Below are 17,573 nucleotides of genomic sequence, written 5' to 3' on the forward strand. Positions count from 1 at the left end.
ACACGGAGTCATTAGCCGAAAGAACCCCGATTTATGCAATAAACCAGGGTTCTTTATACTCCAACTAATTAATCTAAATCAACTTCTCTCATCGTCCTTTTCACTGCATCAGCTGTATCTTCAGCTTGGCGTTGAAGTTTAGTTGTAGTATCCTCCTTACCACGTTTGACGCTTTTAGTCAAGTCTTCGGCAGCACGTCCAGTATTTTTTTGCAGATTTTCCACTCCGCGCTGAGTTCCTTTCGTGACACCTTTACCTAATTCTTCAGCCGAACTACCAACATTTTCACCAAGGCGCTTGACTCGTTCATTTAAAGGTGTACCTTCTTGATAATTGCGGATATATTGCTCGGAACTATCAATACCCTTCTCCTCAACGTTTCTCCGGGCATTTTTTGCTAATTCTGCGGCTCTAGCGTTTGCGGCTCTTTCAGCTGCTTTGGCTCTAGGGTCTACATCACTAAAGTTATTCATCCCACCTTCTGGGGCATTGAGTTCATAACTTTTTGTAGGATTATATTGTTGAGCATTTGGTGGTTGAGCATCTGGTTGTGGTGGCTGTTGCGCTATTCCCGGACGATTGCAGGCCTGTATCATCAATAGGAATGTTGCTGCCAAAAAGACTGTTAAAATTTTAACAGGACGGATATTTTTTAGCCAAGTAATGACTTTTTTCATCATGTTACCCCTGAAATGTTTGTGATGAAGTTAAACTTATGCTGCACTCAGACGTGATTAATTGCGCCTGTGTTTAGCACTTGTTTGGTAGAATTCGGGATTGAGTGTAAACCTCAAATCTGGACATAAAATCAAAGTTCTATTTACCGACGGCTGGATTTTTTTGTAACTCAGGTCGAGAACTTGCTTCTTCTGCTTTGTCTTGCAAAAAACTAGAAGCTTCTTTAACTGAATTTTGCACTGTGTCAATGCGTTCTTGAATGCGAGTTCCTAAATTCGGTTCTCGTTGAATCAAACCACCAGGCGCGGGTCTTTGAAAGTTTTTGTCAGTAATAATTGGCAATTCTTTTTCTTTTTCAACTCTACCTATGGGTGTTTCAGCACCTGGATAAAGTATTTCTGAGTCTCTATTTATGGCAATCAAAACTGGTAAATCTAACTGTAAACTAGCTCGTTCACTTTCTTTTTTCTCTTCTCTTTCAATCGCTTTGGGGTCGGTGGTCATTCTATATTTGGTATATTTATCTCCACCACCCTTGTAAGGATTGTTAGCCCCACCAGCCTGGACAGCAGGATTATCGGGATTTGCACCTTGAGGGTTTGCACCACTACAAGCAGTGCTAATTATCAACAATAGACCAGCTACAAAGATAGTTAAAATCTGGCGTAGTTTTAATTTTTTCCAGAAAGTCATAACACTATTCATCTACCCCTCCTTTATACAGGACAACAGGCCATTGATTTGCTTAGTTTAATAGTTTGGATAATCAGCAATTTTTTGCTTGGTTTTAGACTTGGCAAATATTTCGTAACCCTTCCCAAGATTACGAATAAAAAAGCAAGTTCGCCTCTAGCGTAGGTAACAATATACTTGATACTAAAATCAGACATTTATCTAACTGTAGGAAGATATCAGGCGATAATTCAGGCGATTTTGGTGATTGAAAATATTTTGATTTTTGTCAATATGAAGCAAATTTTACGCTGGCTAATTTTAGGGATAACACTATTTTTTTTAGGGAATGCCTTGAAGGATAACTGGTCTGAAGTGATCGCAATCCAAATTGATGCCGTCGGATGGGCTATTATGTCCATAGCCACAGGCGTAACTTTACTGGCACATATTTGGGGTGGTTGGATATGGACTTGGATTCTCAAGGAATTAAATCAATCTGTGCCATCTGGTAAATTTATTCAAGTCTACTTAAAAACAAATATTGCTAAATATTTACCTGGTAATGTATGGCATCATTATGGGCGAATTGTCGCAGCTAAAAATGCTAATATCCCAGCTGGTGCGGCTACTTTAAGTGTGTTGTTAGAACCGCTATTGATGGCGGCTGCGGCTTTAATTATTATTGTTATCTTTGGCAGTCAATTTGCAGTTACTCATACTACTGTGTCTGTACAAATCTTACAATTTGTGAGTTTAGCTGTGGTGCTTTGTGCGGTTCATCCCCGGTTTTTGAATTCAGCGATTCGCTTTGTTTATAAATTAAAGGTGAAAAGGTCTGCTGCTAATAATCAGCCTCATATTCCCTTCAAAGTTAAACGCTATCCAATACGATCTTTGTTAGGGGAATTAGGTTTTTTAATCTTGCGTGGTACTGGGTTTATTTTAACTGTGTTTGCCCTCACTCCATTGCATCTGAGTCAAATACCTTTATTACTAGGGGCTTTTAGTTGTGCTTGGTTGTTGGGTTTTGTGGTTCCGGGTGCGCCTGGTGGTTTGGGTGTATTTGAAGTGACTGCAATCGCGCTTTTGCAACACCGCTTTCCATCTGCTGTTATACTGAGTGCGATCGCTTCCTATCGTTTGATTAGTATTATCGCTGAAACTGCTGGTGCAGCCCTAGCTTCTCTAGACGAACGCCTGAGTAAATCAGTGAACAGTGAACAGTAAACAGTATATGAATTTACCCATAACAATCACCCTACCTTTTGTCAGAGTCACTTCCTCAAGAATCTGAGTGATGCCTAGATGTTAGGCGAAATGCTGCCACTTGCTAGAACCTCCAGCACATTTGCCTAGAGCGATCGCTTTTTTTGAGTCATTCCACTATAGTAATAAAAGCCGTATCTCAGCGCGAAGCAGATAACGGTGGAGCAACGATACAATTTTCTGCTTATAAAAGTTGGCTTCAAATTTAACATGGCTAGAAGGGGACTAGATTATGCAATTGAAACTGCACATCGAGTGTGGCAAATAGAGCCACACCGTCATGTCCGTATACCTTCAGACCGGGTAAACGAGCAACCCATACCTGTAGATGCTTTGTGGACAGATTACGGTCTTCGTCCTAATGCCAATAACTTGTCCTTCATGGTTCAATCTGTTCAGGAGTCAGAAATAGATAAATGGAAGCAGAGATTACGTTATTGGCCTATTCGTGCAGGGTTGTTAGTCTCAGATGAAATTTATATACTTCAATATTACACTCCATCTGGCAAGTTAGAAGAACGGATTGTAGATAGTGAATCTCTATATTTAGAACTAACTAGACAAGATAGCCACTTGTTTAAACCAAAAGCATTGGCAAAATTTCGTACTGGTCAGTTAACACTAGCAGACGCTGAAGAATCTGTTTCAGAACGTAGTTTTTCTTTTCTCCTGCGACAAAGAGCCGAATTAGATGAAGCATTCCAAAATGCTATTCAAGAGGTGCTTGCAGAAATCGGTATTCCTAAAAGGAGAAATCCCAAAAATCAAATATCTTCTCGTCACGAAATAGCAGGTCACGCAATTCGTGTAGCGATCGCATTTTTAGCTGCCAGAATTTTAGAAGACAAAGGTTTTTTTGGTTCTGACTCACGCATTCCTACTGATGATCCTCTTCTTTTGCTTGATCAAACAGTACCTCATGCTAATGGTTTTTTTAAGAAAGCACTGGAGGAGTCAATACCTCATCTTAGCGACACAATATTACAGCATTTAGCAGTTAACTTAGGTAGTCGAGTCAGTTTTGCACTGGTAGATCATCGAGATGTAGGATTGCTGTATGAACGAGCTATTAAAGAATTACCCAGTTATATTGAAGGTGAAAACTGGACTGATCTAAATAGATACTATACACCAGTTGCGATCGCTGAAAAAATACTGGAATTATTGCCTTTAGAAAGGTTACGTCCAGAAGAAAGAATAATTTTTGATCCTGCTGCTGGTTCTGGTAGTTTATTATTAGCTGCTACATCACGTTTAGCAGGGATGATTGATATTCCTGAAAACTTAGAAGCAAGAAAATCTTATCTTGCGAATCATATAGTCGGTAATGATCTAGATCAATATGCGGATTTGGTCACACAATTACGATATACCCTAGCCAGAGAATCACTAGGTCAAGATATTCCATTCCCTTTTCCTAATCACTTTACTCATCAAAAATATGAGTCATTAACTAAAGAGAATATGGGTATTAAGCCGCGTGTTATTGTTGCCAATCCTCCTTTTGCCGAAGATGGTAATACTCAACGGGCTGCAAGATTTATAGAAAAAGCATTGAGTTGGTTAGAGCAAGGTTCTCAGTTTGCGTTTGTTTTACCTCAATCTTTTTTGACTAATACAACTCATGGCATACCCAATGCACGCAGGTTATTAAGTGAAAATTGCCAAATTTTTGAAGTATGGCAATGTCCAGAAAAAGCTATTGGAATTGAGGCAGAACAGGCTGTATGTATAATATTAGGACAGGTAGGTAAATCAAAAATAATAATTCCCAGTACAGCAAGAGCAGTATTTTCTAGGGCGAAAAATACCGTATCTAATATTCGTGATAACGGTTTTCTTGGTACTCAATGGATTACAAGTTTTAATTCAGATAATTGGGAAGTTTTTACAGCACCACCTATTGATATTCAAATTCCTACAATTCCTTTAGGAAATCTTTTCTTCGTTTTTAATGGAGTAACTCCTAGTAGACATTATAAGCCAGTTAGCCAATGCCCACCAAATACTGAATGTAAGCTCAACTGGCGTATGAAATGGCGGGATACAAATCGCTTTTGGGCAGATCCAAGCAGGGTTGGAGAAAATGAACGCTGGATAAGGTATGGCAGAGAATTTCTTCATACGGCAGTTCTCAATAATTCACATTTATTTGATTTACCGAAAATTTTTGTTGGTCGCAAAGTAAATCGAGGTTCTTTATATCCTCTAGCCGCTCAATTAGATACTACAGGTCTTTGTCCTGACAATAATATATTTTGTGTTCTTCCTGCACAACAAGCTGGAAAATCTCCTCAACTACCTGATAATCAAAAATTTGTGAAAGAATGGAATCAGCTAACTGATGAAGATCAAAGATTATGGTTGTTAGGCATTCTATCATCTAAAATTGCCAATTCACTATCCTTAATTGGACGCAAAACGCATGAAATAACAAGTCATGAGCTATGTAAACTTCCCTTACCTCAGAAAATAGATCGGCGAATAATTGAAACTACTCGTAAAATTGTTGCACGAGATCAACAACGTCTAGAAATTCCTGACCCAGATGAATTAAGAATAAAATTAAACGAAATTGTAGAAGAACTCTATGGAAATCCTCATTGGATAGAAATTAAACGAACTGGAGAACCTCCAGAATTAGAATTATGGAAATCAGAACAAACAAAACCTACATTAACTGTGATTGGTCAAGTTTTAGAAATTTTTCAAGATAATACCCAAATACTTCTTTATTTAAGCGGTTTGTTAGACGATAACGAAGAAGCATGGCTTCCTATCCTCCCAGAAATGCCTGGTTGGGCGCTTGATGGTACAGTTTTTGAAGCTGAACTAAGCGAGTATATAGAAACATTTGAACAACTTGCACAACATCCTTGGGCAATTAGACGTTTTCGCCATACGCCTTATCCATACCTAACTAATGAAGAATTAAAACAAAAGTTAAGAATAGACAGTATGGAGGAGCGTTTATGACTTGTGAAATTTCATTTTTACCTGTAGGTAATGCTGATTGTATAGTTATAAGTGATAACAATGATTCAGCAGTTGTTGTTGATATCGGTAAAAAAACACGCTCTTTACAGCAATGGCTTAAAAATAAGAATAAAAAAAATATCAAGCGAATTTATATTACTCATGCACATAATGATCATCTGCCACCGTTAGACAAACTTGTAGAGTTTCTTGATCTTTGGTTAAAACAAGGAGAAGTAGAAACTTTTTGTTTCCCTCTCTCTTTTTATAAAATCTCATTTGAAAAGTTAATAGCTAATAGAGGAAAAAGTCCTAAATATGACAGGCTAGAAATGGCACTCCATCGTCTTGATGATTGGGATAGACTGGGACGTATTCGCTTTATTCCAGCTTCACGATATCTTTTATACACACAGGAAAATTTAGAAATTCGCGTTTTACATCCACGACAATTTTTCCTTGAAAAGCCTAACACTAAACCTAACGAAATTTCTCTTGTCCTGCGTGTAATTTATGGTGATTTTGCAGCAATACTACTTGCTGATATTGAAAATGCAGGTCTGAAAGAATGTGTAGATATTTGTAAACAAGATGAACTTACATCTAACGTTGTTAAAGTTCCTCATCATGGAGCATATCCAAAGAACGGGGATGATTTGAAGCAATTATTGGAAACTATTAATGCAGAAATAGCAGTTTTATCAGTGGGTAGCACCAATATATTTGGTCATGTTGTCCCAGAATTGTTTAACTTATTGATAAACCTACAAAATGATGATTCTAAGCGATTAAAAAAATTTGCCTGTACAGAAGTGACTAGAACCTGTGTTAAATCAGCAAGCGATCGCTCCAGTATGGGTAAATCAGGTTTAACAGCACAACAATTATGTGCGGGAGAAATTACCATTCTTGCTGAAACTTCTGGGAAATGGACTTTGAAGACTCAGACAGATCATGAAAATGTAATCTCTTCATTACCATATCCAGCGTGTCAAGGTCGTGCAGAATTGGGTGCAATTTCTATTTAGTAATGTAATTTTGAAAATCTGTTTTACCCTTCAGGTATCTTTGCTGGATTTTTTGACTCAAGAGACTCTAAGGAGAATCCTCGCCAATTTCCTGCTATCCCTCAAAACGAAGTGGTAGATAGCAGTACAAAAAAACTTGAAGTAAAATTCGATAGCGATCGCGCTCAAAAGTTATTTGAAAATTTCCTTCAAAGTCATAAACAACCGCTACCTATGACATCATCAGTAATTTCACTCTCAGGCTAAACCAGAATGTTTTAACGACAAAAAGTATGCGCTGCTTTTAAAACAGCGCGAAGGTAAATTGATTTAGAACCATAAGCTTGCTGTTGCGGCAAAGTTATGAGTAAAGTCACAGGCAGGTTAGCTTGTATGTTAACTTTTTAGTGGGGGTGGAGGGACTTGAACCCACACGACCTATTATGGTCAACGGATTTTCATTCTCCCGCAGCTTTCACTGCTGCCCGGTTTTAACAACCTGCGGCTTTGAGAATTGGACTCTCCCTTTACCCTCGGCTTAACGTTAGGGTAGCTCCCGTCGAGTCTCTGCACCTTCCGATTAGTTATGAGTTTTCACACTCAGCACTTGTTTCGGCTTGGCTCAGGATTGCCATATCTGTATACAGATTTAGGTTTCCCTGAATTTGAGAGCTTCCACTTGAAAGATTTCTCGATCAAGGCTCAGTTTTCTAAGTCCGTAGCGTCTACCATTCCGCCACACCCCCATGTCCATTGGGAATCACTTTTGTTAAAGGCTGCAAACACCTCTCACTTATTTCAGCACTAAATGGTTCTTTTGTACAAGTAAATTGAGAAATTCTTTTCAGATGGGGAAGTTTCTGGTGTTTCTTCTTGATTTATCTGATTTTTGGATTTTCAATTTTGCTTTACTCTAGGACTCTTTTTTTACTGCCTTTGTGATTGTAGCATCCATATCAGAAATATACAAGAAAAATTTTCTCCATCGTTTTTATCCAGAAAGCCCTTTGACTTTTGATGTTTGACCTTCGCTTTGCGGAGTGGTTCAGCCTATGATGGAAAATAGATAAACTCAATGCTCTTGTCCACTTAAAGAGAAAGAATCTATGATTGTAGCCCTGCTGTATCTAGCTTTGGCTGGAGCTTACCTGTTAGTAGTCCCGATTTTTGTCATGCTGTACCTCAAACAGCGCTGGTATGTAGCAAGCTCCATCGAGCGGACTGTGATGTATTTTATGGTGTTTTTCTTCTTACCTGGGTTGTTAGTTTTATCACCTTTTGTGAATCTTCGCCCCCGGCCACGACAAATTGCAGTGTAAATAGGTTGTTAGGTCATAACTCTCATGCGACGCATTGACGCTATTGGAATTGGTTTGGGTGTTTTTATTGCTGGTGGTTTGGGATATGTAGGTTTACAGCTAGTGGGTTTAGATGGTCAACAAGCTGGAATCTGGAGCCAAGTCTTGCTAGTCAGTGGTTTGCTTGGCTGGTTAGCTTCCTACATATTCCGCGCGGTGGGAAATAAAATGACCTACCATGAACAACGCGAACAGTATGAAACAGCCTTTCTCCAAAAACGGTTGGATGAACTTAGTCCTGAAGAACTAGCAAAAATTCAAGCCCAAATCGCACAAGAATCACAAAGTCAAGTGTAAAGTTATCATTGGTCAGTTATTCGTTGTTTGTTAACTGGCCACTGATCACTGATTCCTAATTTTTGACTCATGACTGCGATTTCTGATTGCTTTAAGACATTGAGACGAAATCGAGAGTGCGCTCTGATTCCGTTTATTACTGCTGGAGATCCAGATTTAACCACCACAGCAGCAGCTTTGCAAGTTCTGGATACTCATGGAGCCGATATTATTGAACTTGGTGTTCCTTATTCCGATCCTTTAGCTGATGGCCCGGTCATTCAAGCGGCTGCTACCCGTGCTTTGCAACGAGGGACAAAATTAGAACAGGTGTTGGAAATGTTGCAAGCTACTACTCCGAGTTTGCGATCGCCTATTATCCTGTTTACTTACTACAATCCCATTTTGTACCGTGGCATTGACAAGTTTCTAGAACAAATTGCGGCGGCGGGAGTATCAGGTTTAGTTGTCCCGGATTTGCCCTTAGAAGAAGCAGCAGGCTTGCTCAAACCAGCCAGTGAAAGGGGGATCGATTTAACTTTGTTGGTGGCTCCTACCAGTTCTGCCCAACGGATAGAAGCGATCGCTCGTTCTTCCCAAGGATTTATTTATTTGGTCAGTGTCACTGGTGTCACTGGGATGCGGACTCAAATGGAATCACGAGTCTCAGATTTACTGCAACAAATTCGTAGTTTTACAGATAAACCCATCGGTGTAGGCTTTGGCATCTCCGAAGCTGCACAAGCTCATCAAGTCAGAGAATGGGGCGCTGATGCGGCAATTGTGGGTAGTGCCTTTGTCAAACGTTTAGCAGAGGGTACACCAGAGCAGGGACTAAAGGCGATCGCGGAATTTTGCCACAGTCTAAAAAATGGAATTAAAACGACTGACAACAGTACAAATACTTAACTTGCCCAAAACGAAAAAGTAGATTAAAAAAGGTATCGCAGTTTTCAGATGAGTCAGAAAAGTGTTGATTGCTCAAAGCCTTAAAATAACTGGCTTTATACTCAGCATTCAGCACTTTGCACTCAGCATTTGGCAATAACAGAGTTGTTTTTTAGCATGATTTGGTGGACAATTTAGCAAATATAGTTTTGAATATTAACAGCACATATTAGGCTGTAAAAAAACTAGCTAGTCCGGTCGCTTATAGTTGAGTTTTATGTGACGTTGAGTAGGCGAATAATGATGAGTGTGAGAGTGAGTCAATCACAAGTGACAGAGGAGCAAAGGCGATGAGTGAAAGTATGGCATTTATCGGCGGAGTCGCCGTAGCTGGTCTGGCTGCGCTTGTATTGCTCAGGGGGGCAGATAGTCCTATGCAAAGTAATTTCGCTGTTTCTTCACCGCAAATGCCGGCTAATATAATGCCGCAGATGATGCAGCAACCGCTAATGTATCCGCCTTACGGGGTAAATCCATATTACCCTAATCCCAATCAACCACCTGTCCAGGCTAATCCAGAGCAGCGTGTGGAAATGGAACGGTTGAATATGCAATTGGAACGTTTAAAAAGCGATAACGAACAGCTAAGAGCGCAAAACCAACAACTCCAATTCCAATTCCAACATTGGAATAACCAGCAGATGCAATTAGCCCAACAAAATAGCCAAAAAGTTGCATCAGAAATATTCCAGCCTCAAACTCAAAATTCTTGGTGGTCTTCGCCCATGCTTTGGGCAGTAGGAGGGGCAACTCTCACCATTGGTGGTGGTGTTGTAGTCGCTGGCGTATTGGCTTTATTTTCGCCAAGGCAGCGCCCTACAAGGACAGTACAAGTAATGCATCCCTATCACGGTGCTACACCACACTTAGCGCCTGTGCGTCGGGCTGAATTTTTGCCTTCTTCTCGGATGGAAGCAAGACGAGTTGAATCCCCAGAATATGACGAAATGCACTAAAAGTGCTGAGTGCTGAGTGAGTAGGGGCGGGTCTAAGCAGTTGGTCTGTGGTTTGTCAAAATCTTTAGTAAACCCGCCCGTATATGAGTGCTGAGTGTTTAAGTGGGGCTTGTTAAACCAAGAATCCCCATGTTTTTCAAACAGGGAATTTGTAAATGTAGATTTATTGTTGAAAATATAAATAGGGCTTGCTGTTCGTAACGTGCCGTTAGGCATACAATTTTTATCCTGGAGGTAGGGAATAGGGAACATTTTCACTATCTGTCATCCCCAGATTTTCTGAATTTATTCAACCCAAAATTCACATTTTTGATGGTACACCCTTCAAAAACCTTGCACATATTTTCGGGTTTATCAGCCTCAAACCTCCGATTTATCTAGGTTTTACACTTATTCAGCAAACCCTGAATATTATTCCTGTGCGGGTGATAAGTTATTGTCATCAATGAACTCTGTTCCAGATGCTTCTTCAGGATTGGGGATTTCTGATTGGGACTGATGCTGATTATCTACCGTCGGTGATGCCTGTTTTGTTAAATTTTCATCGGCTTGTTTAAATAACAGTTGTATTTTGTTTCTCCAGTATTGAGTATTGGGCATCTTTTCGGCATGATTTTTATAATCTAAAACTTTGTCCCATTCACCGTTATCTATTGCCTGATTGATGTCATTAAATAACTCCTCTGCCTTAGCCCAATCTTTTTGCCACTGGTTAATCATGGCAACTGTTTCTCTCAAACCAGAAGAAGCATGACCAGGAATAGACCGCAATAAAGCGATCGCACCTCGCAAATCACCTGATTCATATTTCTGTTTGGCTTCTGCTATAATTTTTTCATTATTACTGTCACTAGACTCTGATTGATGTGATATATCTGCCGCTTCTGGCTGAGGTCGTGGCTGTGGTTTGGGTTGAGGAATCGGACGAGCTGCAATCAAATTGCTATCATCGACTGTATTCAGCGCAATGCCTTTGTCTCGTAGGCAAGAAACCCACTGTTCATTATTGGTAATTACGTCTCGGTGCGCCCAAGCCAAACCACCAGAGTTGATTTTAACTTCTATCCAACCCCGTTTTGTGCGCTTGCCAGTCACTTCAAATCCAGTATTTTTACCAACTGTTTGCAAAACAGTATCAGAATTAATCGAGCTAGGTTCAGAACGAATATTAGAATTACCAGCAACTACAGCCAAGCAGTTATCCTTAGCAGTATTATCACCCGTGAAATTAGCAGCTAAATTCCTCATATTGGGATAGATATTTGTTGCCAAAGCTGCCGCCCCACCAGCCAGAATTAAACCAATTAAGAAGGGCAACGGGTCGGGTTTGTGAGATTCTTGATCAACTGGTTTGGCAGGAACAGGATTTGCTGGCGCTACGGCAATGGTTTTTTGTGGGGATAATTGAGAGAAAGACTTAGTAGCTTGGTAGTGCTGACTGTGAGAGATTTCTGGAGGGGTGGCTGGTGCAAATATTGGCTTAGTCGTGTTGATACAAGCTTGCAGTGTTTCTGCGGCACTTTGGTAGCGGTCTTTGAAATGATAATGTACCATTTTGGTCAACAGCGCTGCCAACCGATAGTTAACTTGTGTTAAATGCTGCCAGAGGAGTTCCCCAGTATTGGGGTCTTCTTGTAATTTAACTGCCGGTACTCCTGTTAGCGCTTGAATAGCAATAATACCCAGGGAATAAATATCACTGTTGGGTCGGGGTTTACCTTGCCCTTGTTCCGTAGGCATATAGCCGGGAGTTCCAATGGCAACTGTCGCTGTAGGTTGTCCGCCAACTGTTACCATTGGTAATCTTAACTGCTTGACTGCCCCAAAATCTACTAAAACTAGTTTTTGATCACAGGCGCGACGGATAATGTTATCTGGTTTAATATCGCGGTGAATTACGCCTTGGCTATGGACAAACTCCAGGATTTCCAGAACTCCTTGCAAAAGTTGCAGGACTCGGCTTTCACTCCAAGGCTGACCGGGTATGAGTTCTTCAGCTAGGGTTTGTCCGGCAATAAATTCTTGGACTAAATAAAATTCCTGGTTTTCATCAAAGTAAGCCAGTAGGCGGGGTATCTGGTCATGATTGCCTAAATTTTCTAGAGTTTCAGCTTCGCTGTTAAATAAACGCTTGGCCGTCTCAAAAACTCTGGGGTCAGAAGTTGCTGGTTTGAGGTGTTTAACAACGCAGACAGGATTGCCTGGCCGCCTGGTATCTTGGGCAATATAGGTTTGACCAAATCCCCCTTGCGCCAGGACTTGAATAACTTGGTAACGATTGTCTAGTAGCTTGCCGATCATAATTTTCCCCTCAGAGTTATTACTTAATTTTTCCCTGATAATAAGTATCTCCAAATTTTCTTGAATGAAATCCGCTATCTTGGGATAAAGATTTAAACTAAAAAATTAGCTTTTTAATAACTTTAGACTGTTTATTTGTCATTTAGTGTCCCTGTGTATTACCAATGCCACCTAGAATAACTAACCCTGTTACATGGCAGCAGGCTGAACTCCTCATGCAACCTGCGTTTATTCGTGTTGTCGATAATATTCGCAAGCATCTTGATGCGTCTACTTGGAAGGGAACTTACCACGATGTCCTGATTTGGCCAACTAACACCACTGATGAAATGAAAGCTTTGGTCACTCAGCTATTGCAAGAAATGGAAACTGCAACCTTAGAACAAGCAGATGAAATTAGGGCGACTCTTGCTGATCTACCAATGCCCCATCCAGGATATCATCTACTTTTGCAACGTCAACAGCATCAGGTGAGTATAGATTTGTGGGAAATTTGTTATCAGGTGTGTTTTATAAATTACTCTCCTGTGAATGAAGTTGCAAATATTGATTCTAGTTTAATTGATGATGCGGGTGAAGTGGATTGGCAATGTTTGGAAAATAAGACTAGGGATTTAGTTAATCAGGCATTTGCCACTTTACCAGATGATTAAACAGTGTTGCGGTGAATGTTGATTTCGTGATCATTGCGGGATTTATATCCAAGTATTAAACCACATTCGGATTTTGTAACCTTCAGGGGATAGAGGTAAACCCAAATATAGCGGCATCCAAAAAATAAATGCGGCTAAAATTAGGAATGTTATGGTGACACCTACTGCCCGAATTTCTCGATAATAGCTGCTAAGACACTGGTCTACAAACCAAGCGATCGCTAAAAAGACAAATACCACAGCACACATATAATGGTACATAAAAACGCACCTTGTTACTTTTACCCAAGGTAATAAGTTGGCAGCATAATTTAAAACTAAGTATAGGGCAAGCCCAGCATCAACAGTAAGATTTACGGGTGGATGAAAATGCTGTTGTTTAAACCAGGGAATTAACACTTTTAACATTAGCATTACTGCTAAAAACAAAATGGCAGTCACACCAAACCACCATAAAAAAGGATTGCCCATTGCATGGACATCATAAATAATTTTCCCGGTTTCAGTAGGTAAAGAAGATGGCAATCCAAAAGATGGTTGATTAACCCCCTCAGCAGTTTGGTAATAATAGGCAATTGGTCGATTCATTAACGGCCACTTATACCATGCAGCACAGTAAGGATGTACATTGGCATTATTTCCTCCCATCTGGAGGTGAAAATTTAAAATTTTCTGATGTACTGCAATAAATCCATATCTTCTATCTAGCAAAAGATGAGGAATCCAGATAATACTGTATACTATAGCTGGGATAATTCCCAGATAAAATAGCATTTGCCAAATTGTGATTTGCGTCAGATTTTCTAGTGGTGTCTGAATGGTATTTTCTAGGGATTTGTTATTTAAATCAATCCATTTGCGATACCATGCACTAAAAAAAATCTGGCTGTCGTTGATTACTGTTTTAGGAGATTTCCAGAAAATTGGTGTATGGGGAAAAGACTGAAATCCCCGAATTATATAAACTGCTATCCAAATCAAATAAGCACCTAACAAAAACCATAAACCATTCCACTTTGTGGCAACTGATGCCCCAAAACTGATACCAGCCAGAACTAACCACCAGGAACGCTGTTGATTTTGGTTATTTAATGCTAATAGTAAAAACCATTGCCCTAATAAACCGAAGATAACAATATAAATATTATTTAAAGCATAACGAGATTCAACTAAAAAGAAACCATCACAAGCTGTAAATAAACCTGCCAATAAAGCAAAACGATAACAATGATTTAATTGATAGGCAATAGCAGCGACAACTATTGGAATAAAAGAGCCAGTTAGGGCATTTAACCAACGATAACTCCAAGGCGATCGCACTGAACCTGTTAACTCATTTACTGTATCTTGTCCAAAAGGAAGATGACTACCAATCCAGATCCCCATACCAATAATATATTGACTCAATGGTGGATGAGCATTAAAAAATGGTGTATTGGTGAGATAGTTATTCCCAAATTTGGCGAAGTAAACTTCATCAAATACTAGAGTGTTAAATCGCTCTAATCCCCAAAACCTGAATGAGAGTGAGAGAATAAAGACACCTAATATCCCTATTTGGAACCACTTTTTAGTCATTTGTAGAAATTAAAACCGCTATAAAAAAAATCTGAAATATACTCCCAATAATTTTAATGTAAATCACGAATTACGAACTACGAATTACGAATTACGAATTACGAATTACGAATTACAAAACCGATTCAGCCAAAGCCACAGCACCCCAAAGCGGCGCATTATCACCCAAAACCGCCGGCACAACTTTAAAATCAACTTCCGGTAAAGCAGTTTCCCGTGACACCTTTCGCACCACATCCCACCAATTATCCCCAGCCTTAATTACACTCCCACCCAAAATAAACAATTGTGGGTTAATCAAATTCGCCACATTCCCAATCCCCACACCCAAAGCCCAAGCACCCTGAAATAAAACATCCTGTGCTAACTCATCACCTTGCGCCGCAGCATCACTCACCATCTTTCCCGTAATCAAATCCAAATCATTACCCACCAACCCCCTCAAAATCTTTCCTCTGTGTCCTCTGTGCCTCTGCGGTATATTTTCCAAAACTTCCCTAGCATTCTTCGCCATATAAGGCCCCGAAGCCAACCGTTCCACACAACCCCGCTTCCCACACAAACACACAGGCCCCGCAGGGTCTACAACTATATGTCCAATTTCACCAGCCATGCCGCCCACACCACGCCAAGGCTGACCATTGAGTATCCAACCACCACCCACCCCAGTGCTAATAGTGATATAAAATAAACTATCGCATCCCTGACCAGCACCAAAGCGATACTCACCCCAGGCCGCCACATTAGCATCATTGTCTACAATCACCGGAACCCTAAACTCATCCTCTAGCAAATCTTTAAGGGGAATGTTTTCCCAACCAGCCACATGGTGAGACAGTCGCACAGTTCCAGTATTAGCATCTACTGGCCCCCCAAAACTGACACCAATTGCCGCAGGTTTTTCTCCTGACAGTAAAGAATTAATCAGGTCGCGCATGATGTCCAAGTCAGTGTTAGCATTTGCATGAGCTGGCGAAAGGCGACGTTCATAGCGTAACCATTCCCTAGAACCAGAATTTACTAGTGCTGCGGCCAGCTTGGTTCCACCAAAATCCAGCGCTAAAATTAAAGTCATCAATTCCTCCAAACATTCCCAAGAAAAACAGATATTTATTCTGAAACTACCCAAAAGCTGGTAGCGTCAAACAATAGAAAATATCTTTGTGGAAGTTACAGCTTGAAAACCCGTTCTAATTACTGGCAATTATCACCCTATCTTCGACCCCATTGGCAAAATATTACCAAGGGATTTATTGGCATTATCGGTTATGTACTGGCGACGTTAACCTTAATTAATCTCGCGGGGAGATTGGCAACTCCCTTTGGTGAAGGTAATGTAGTAGCGATCGCGCAATTAGCTGGAATCTTAGTTTTAGTATTTTTGGTGCGGGGCTTTTTTCAGTCCGTGCAAGATATGTACATGGCAAAAGTGGCTTTAAGGGTAGCTTTTGACCTCCGCAAGCGGGTTTACTCCCATTTGCAAAAACTGGATCTCAGTTATTTTGAAACAGCAAAAGCTGGTGATTTATCTTACCGCCTCACCGAAGATATTGACCGAATTGGGGAAGTGGTCAATAAGGTATTTCACGATTTTATCCCCTGCACTTTGCAATTGCTGGCTATCCCCATTTACATGATTTACCTGAATTGGCAATTGACACTGGCGACAGTGATTGTTGCGCCACTGATGGGTATTTTAATTGGCTGGTTTGGGGAAAGGTTGCGGAAGTATTCCCTTAAAAGTCAAAATCGTGTTTCTGGCTTATCAGCAATTCTTACAGAAGTATTTAGCGGTATTCGGTTAGTGCAAGCCTTTGCTGCCGAAAAGCATGAAATTGCTAGATTTAGCAATGAAGCAGAACGCAGTTATCAAGCCAAATTCTCTGCCGACCGTCTCAAAGCCATTCAAATACCGATAGTGGGCTTTCTAGAAGCCTTAAGTGCTGTTTCTTTAGTCATAGTCGGAGCCTGGCAAATTGCCCAAAATAACTTAACTGTGGGAGAGTTTTTTAGTTACTTAACGGCGGCGGCGTTGTTAATTGATCCCATTGGTCATACTACCAATAACTACAACGAGTTTAAACAAGGTGAGGCATCCGTTGACCGGATTTTTGAATTGATGGCTATTCAACCAACGGTATTAGAAAAGCCCAATGCGATCGCCTTACCTCCAGTCAAAGGTAAAGTAGAATATCATCATGTATCCTTTGCCTACAAACCCGGCGAACCTGTATTAAAAGATATCAGTTTATTGGCATTACCAGGAGAAGCGATCGCCTTAGTGGGTGCTTCCGGTGCTGGTAAAACCACCTTTGTGAATTTGCTTCCTCGCTTTTATGATCCAGAAGCCGGTGAAATTTTGATTGACGGTGTAGATATTCGAGATGTCAAGCTTCAGAGTTTGCGGCGACAAATTGGGATTGTTCCCCAAGAAACCGTGATGTTTTCCGGGACAATTGCTCAAAATATTGCCTTTGGACAAAATTCCTTTGACATGGACGCAGTAGCAGAAGCCGCTAAAATTGCCAACGCCCACCAATTTATTACGCAGTTACCAGAGGGTTACTATACGTGGGTGGGAGAGAGAGGAGTCAATTTATCTGGGGGACAACGGCAAAGAATAGCGATCGCCCGTGCGGTATTTCTCAACCCGCAAATCTTGATTTTAGACGAAGCCACATCAGCCTTAGATTCCGAATCAGAAGCATTAGTACAAGAAGCCTTAGAAAGACTAATGCAGAACCGCACAGTATTTATTATTGCTCACCGTTTAAGTACAGTCCGGCGATGCGATCGCATATTAGTTCTAGAACGGGGACAACTTGTAGAATCAGGAACCCATGAAGAATTGTTAGCACTTGAACAACGCTACGCACGATTTTACTCACAACAATTTAGTTA

At 40.5% G+C, this 17,573-nt stretch carries 14 protein-coding genes; 9 read left to right on the top strand and 5 right to left on the bottom strand.

The window, feature by feature from the left end; all coding sequences use genetic code 11:
• Window positions 1-68 precede the first annotated feature (68 nt).
• Together VB654_RS12685 and VB654_RS12690 are read right to left on the bottom strand one after the other, a co-directional pair.
• The gene (locus tag VB654_RS12685; RefSeq protein WP_323214141.1) at window positions 69-677 is read right to left on the bottom strand and encodes a hypothetical protein; all 609 of its coding nucleotides are present in this window, start codon (window positions 675-677) and stop codon (window positions 69-71) included.
• 139 nt (window positions 678-816) lie between these two features.
• Window positions 817-1,383, bottom strand: a complete 567-nt coding sequence (locus VB654_RS12690; RefSeq protein WP_323214123.1) for a DUF6658 family protein — start codon at window positions 1,381-1,383, stop codon at window positions 817-819.
• A gap of 261 nt (window positions 1,384-1,644) precedes the next feature.
• On the opposite strand from VB654_RS12690, the gene VB654_RS12695 reads away from it, so the two are divergent.
• From VB654_RS12695 to VB654_RS12725, 7 genes are all read left to right on the top strand, one after another.
• The gene (locus VB654_RS12695; protein ID WP_323214124.1) at window positions 1,645-2,580 is read left to right on the top strand and encodes a lysylphosphatidylglycerol synthase domain-containing protein; all 936 of its coding nucleotides are present in this window, start codon (window positions 1,645-1,647) and stop codon (window positions 2,578-2,580) included.
• A gap of 249 nt (window positions 2,581-2,829) precedes the next feature.
• Window positions 2,830-5,595 (top strand): N-6 DNA methylase, encoded by a 2,766-nt coding sequence (locus VB654_RS12700; RefSeq protein ID WP_323214125.1) that lies wholly within the window; start codon window positions 2,830-2,832, stop codon window positions 5,593-5,595.
• The gene (locus VB654_RS12705) at window positions 5,592-6,623 is read left to right on the top strand and encodes a ComEC/Rec2 family competence protein (protein WP_323214126.1); all 1,032 of its coding nucleotides are present in this window, start codon (window positions 5,592-5,594) and stop codon (window positions 6,621-6,623) included. Before VB654_RS12700 ends, VB654_RS12705 begins: the two co-directional genes overlap by 4 nt.
• A gap of 1,085 nt (window positions 6,624-7,708) precedes the next feature.
• Complete coding sequence (gene ndhL, locus VB654_RS12710; protein ID WP_323214127.1) at window positions 7,709-7,921, top strand: NAD(P)H-quinone oxidoreductase subunit L; 213 nt, start codon at window positions 7,709-7,711, stop codon at window positions 7,919-7,921.
• Between the two features lie 24 nt (window positions 7,922-7,945).
• A complete protein-coding gene (locus VB654_RS12715) occupies window positions 7,946-8,257 on the top strand; it encodes a DUF3007 family protein (protein WP_323214128.1) in 312 nt (103 codons plus the stop codon).
• Between the two features lie 69 nt (window positions 8,258-8,326).
• Entirely contained in the window at window positions 8,327-9,145 is an 819-nt protein-coding gene (gene trpA / locus VB654_RS12720) for a tryptophan synthase subunit alpha (protein ID WP_323214129.1), read from the top strand.
• A 329-nt stretch (window positions 9,146-9,474) separates the two neighbouring features.
• Complete coding sequence (locus VB654_RS12725) at window positions 9,475-10,140, top strand: heterocyst differentiation related protein (protein ID WP_323214130.1); 666 nt, start codon at window positions 9,475-9,477, stop codon at window positions 10,138-10,140.
• 411 nt (window positions 10,141-10,551) lie between these two features.
• Here VB654_RS12725 and VB654_RS12730 read toward each other — a convergent pair whose 3' ends face one another.
• Complete coding sequence (locus VB654_RS12730) at window positions 10,552-12,441, bottom strand: serine/threonine protein kinase (RefSeq protein WP_323214131.1); 1,890 nt, start codon at window positions 12,439-12,441, stop codon at window positions 10,552-10,554.
• Window positions 12,442-12,605: 164 nt separating this feature from the next.
• Between VB654_RS12730 and VB654_RS12735 the strand changes: the two genes are divergently transcribed.
• Complete coding sequence (locus tag VB654_RS12735) at window positions 12,606-13,094, top strand: hypothetical protein (RefSeq protein WP_323214132.1); 489 nt, start codon at window positions 12,606-12,608, stop codon at window positions 13,092-13,094.
• Between the two features lie 42 nt (window positions 13,095-13,136).
• On the opposite strand, the gene VB654_RS12740 is transcribed toward VB654_RS12735, so the two are convergent.
• Together VB654_RS12740 and VB654_RS12745 are read right to left on the bottom strand one after the other, a co-directional pair.
• Window positions 13,137-14,672 (bottom strand): dolichyl-phosphate-mannose--protein mannosyltransferase, encoded by a 1,536-nt coding sequence (locus tag VB654_RS12740; protein ID WP_323214133.1) that lies wholly within the window; start codon window positions 14,670-14,672, stop codon window positions 13,137-13,139.
• Between the two features lie 112 nt (window positions 14,673-14,784).
• Window positions 14,785-15,747 carry an ROK family protein gene (locus tag VB654_RS12745; protein ID WP_323214134.1) on the bottom strand — a complete coding sequence of 321 codons (963 nt, stop codon included), beginning with the start codon at window positions 15,745-15,747 and terminating at the stop codon, window positions 14,785-14,787.
• A 102-nt stretch (window positions 15,748-15,849) separates the two neighbouring features.
• On the opposite strand from VB654_RS12745, the gene VB654_RS12750 reads away from it, so the two are divergent.
• A partial coding sequence (locus VB654_RS12750; protein WP_323214135.1) for an ABC transporter ATP-binding protein occupies window positions 15,850-17,573 on the top strand: 1,724 nt, incomplete at its 3' end.

It is taken from the genome of Nodularia sp. UHCC 0506 (genome assembly GCF_034931045.1).
In the GTDB taxonomy this organism is placed as follows: domain Bacteria; phylum Cyanobacteriota; class Cyanobacteriia; order Cyanobacteriales; family Nostocaceae; genus Nodularia.

What these genes read in the sequence shown, in the direction of transcription:
- ndhL (WP_323214127.1), top strand. Translation starts at nt 7,709, where the DNA reads ATGATTGTAGCCCTGCTGTATCTAGCTTTGGCTGGAGCTTACCTGTTA.
- VB654_RS12695 (WP_323214124.1), top strand. Translation starts at nt 1,645, where the DNA reads ATGAAGCAAATTTTACGCTGGCTAATTTTAGGGATAACACTATTTTTT.
- VB654_RS12715 (WP_323214128.1), top strand. Translation starts at nt 7,946, where the DNA reads ATGCGACGCATTGACGCTATTGGAATTGGTTTGGGTGTTTTTATTGCT.
- VB654_RS12725 (WP_323214130.1), top strand. Translation starts at nt 9,475, where the DNA reads ATGAGTGAAAGTATGGCATTTATCGGCGGAGTCGCCGTAGCTGGTCTG.
- VB654_RS12730 (WP_323214131.1), bottom strand. Translation starts at nt 12,441, where the DNA reads ATGATCGGCAAGCTACTAGACAATCGTTACCAAGTTATTCAAGTCCTG.
- VB654_RS12745 (WP_323214134.1), bottom strand. Translation starts at nt 15,747, where the DNA reads ATGACTTTAATTTTAGCGCTGGATTTTGGTGGAACCAAGCTGGCCGCA.
- VB654_RS12685 (WP_323214141.1), bottom strand. Translation starts at nt 677, where the DNA reads ATGAAAAAAGTCATTACTTGGCTAAAAAATATCCGTCCTGTTAAAATT.
- trpA (WP_323214129.1), top strand. Translation starts at nt 8,327, where the DNA reads ATGACTGCGATTTCTGATTGCTTTAAGACATTGAGACGAAATCGAGAG.
- VB654_RS12690 (WP_323214123.1), bottom strand. Translation starts at nt 1,383, where the DNA reads ATGAATAGTGTTATGACTTTCTGGAAAAAATTAAAACTACGCCAGATT.
- VB654_RS12740 (WP_323214133.1), bottom strand. Translation starts at nt 14,672, where the DNA reads ATGACTAAAAAGTGGTTCCAAATAGGGATATTAGGTGTCTTTATTCTC.
- VB654_RS12705 (WP_323214126.1), top strand. Translation starts at nt 5,592, where the DNA reads ATGACTTGTGAAATTTCATTTTTACCTGTAGGTAATGCTGATTGTATA.
- VB654_RS12735 (WP_323214132.1), top strand. Translation starts at nt 12,606, where the DNA reads ATGCCACCTAGAATAACTAACCCTGTTACATGGCAGCAGGCTGAACTC.
- VB654_RS12700 (WP_323214125.1), top strand. Translation starts at nt 2,830, where the DNA reads ATGGCTAGAAGGGGACTAGATTATGCAATTGAAACTGCACATCGAGTG.